Origin of the sequence: Anaerovibrio sp., from assembly GCF_051866355.1 — a bacterium.
Taxonomy (GTDB): Bacteria; Bacillota; Negativicutes; order Selenomonadales; family Selenomonadaceae; genus Anaerovibrio.
Map to the genome: position 1 here is coordinate 16,119 of NZ_JBJDWZ010000064.1, position 1,073 is coordinate 17,191.

Genomic DNA, 1,073 nt, shown 5'->3' on the forward strand with positions numbered 1-1,073 from the left:
GGCGTGCCATTTTTATGAAAAGATTTTCGTCAGTGGAAAACATGCCGGAATTTCGGGGTGCTATAATAGCAACATAGAAATTTAAGTATTTTGAGGGGGATTGAAAAGTGATTTTAGTAATAAACCTGAATGCTTCAGTAGATAAGAGGTACCGGATGGCAGATCTGGTCAAGGGCGAAGTAATGCGTGCCGCCGAGGTGGATAACACTCCGGGGGGCAAGGGCCTGCACGTAGCGAATGTGGCTACGATTCTGGGGGAGGACTGCATTGCTACCGGCTATCTGGGAGGCAAGAGCGGCGAGTTCATCAGCGAAAAGCTGAAGGATTACGGCATCAAGCAGGATTTCGTCAAGGTGGCAGGTGAGACCCGTTCCTGTCTGGCAATTATTACCGATGATGGAGCCCAGACGGAGATTCTTGAGCCGGGGCCTGTGATTTCGGCGGAGGAACAGGAAGCTTTCATGGCAAAATACAAGGAGCTTTTAGCCAAGGCCAGCGTGGTAGTGGCCTCCGGCAGCATGCCGCAGGGACTGCCAAAGGATTTTTATGCCCTGCTGATTGGCATGGCCAAGGAGGAGCATAAGCCGTTCCTGCTGGATACCAGCGGCGAGGCGCTGGTAAAGGGCATGGCGGCCAAGCCGTATTTTGTCAAGCCGAATACAGATGAAATCCGCGCCATCAGGGGGACGAATGTTTCCTCCGATGAGGATGTGGTAAGAGAGGTACAGCTCTTTATGGCAGATGGCATCAAGCTGCCGGTGGTTTCACTGGGAGCGAGGGGCTCCATAGCGGGCTACAACAACCATGTGTACAGGATTACTGTGCCGAAGATTCAGTGCAAGAACCCTGTAGGCTCCGGTGATTCCTTTGTGGCAGGCGTTGCTGTGGGACTGGAGCGGGGCATGGCTGTGGAGGATATTCTCAGCCTGGGCGCTGCTTGCGGCACGGCCAACGCCATGGAGGACGAAAGCGGCTTTGTGCGCAAGGAAATCGTAGACGACCTGTTCTCCAAAATCCGGGTTGAACAGCTGGCATAAAACAAAATAGGACGAAGCAAAAAACATAAAATAAGA

At 52.6% G+C, this 1,073-nt stretch carries 1 protein-coding gene; it reads left to right on the top strand.

Going from position 1 to position 1,073, the window contains the following annotated elements; translation table 11 throughout:
• The first annotated feature begins 107 nt into the window (after positions 1 to 107).
• A complete protein-coding gene (locus ACI3UA_RS03815; protein ID WP_439723503.1) occupies positions 108 to 1,037 on the top strand; it encodes a 1-phosphofructokinase family hexose kinase in 930 nt (309 codons plus the stop codon).
• The last annotated feature ends 36 nt before the right edge of the window (positions 1,038 to 1,073 follow it).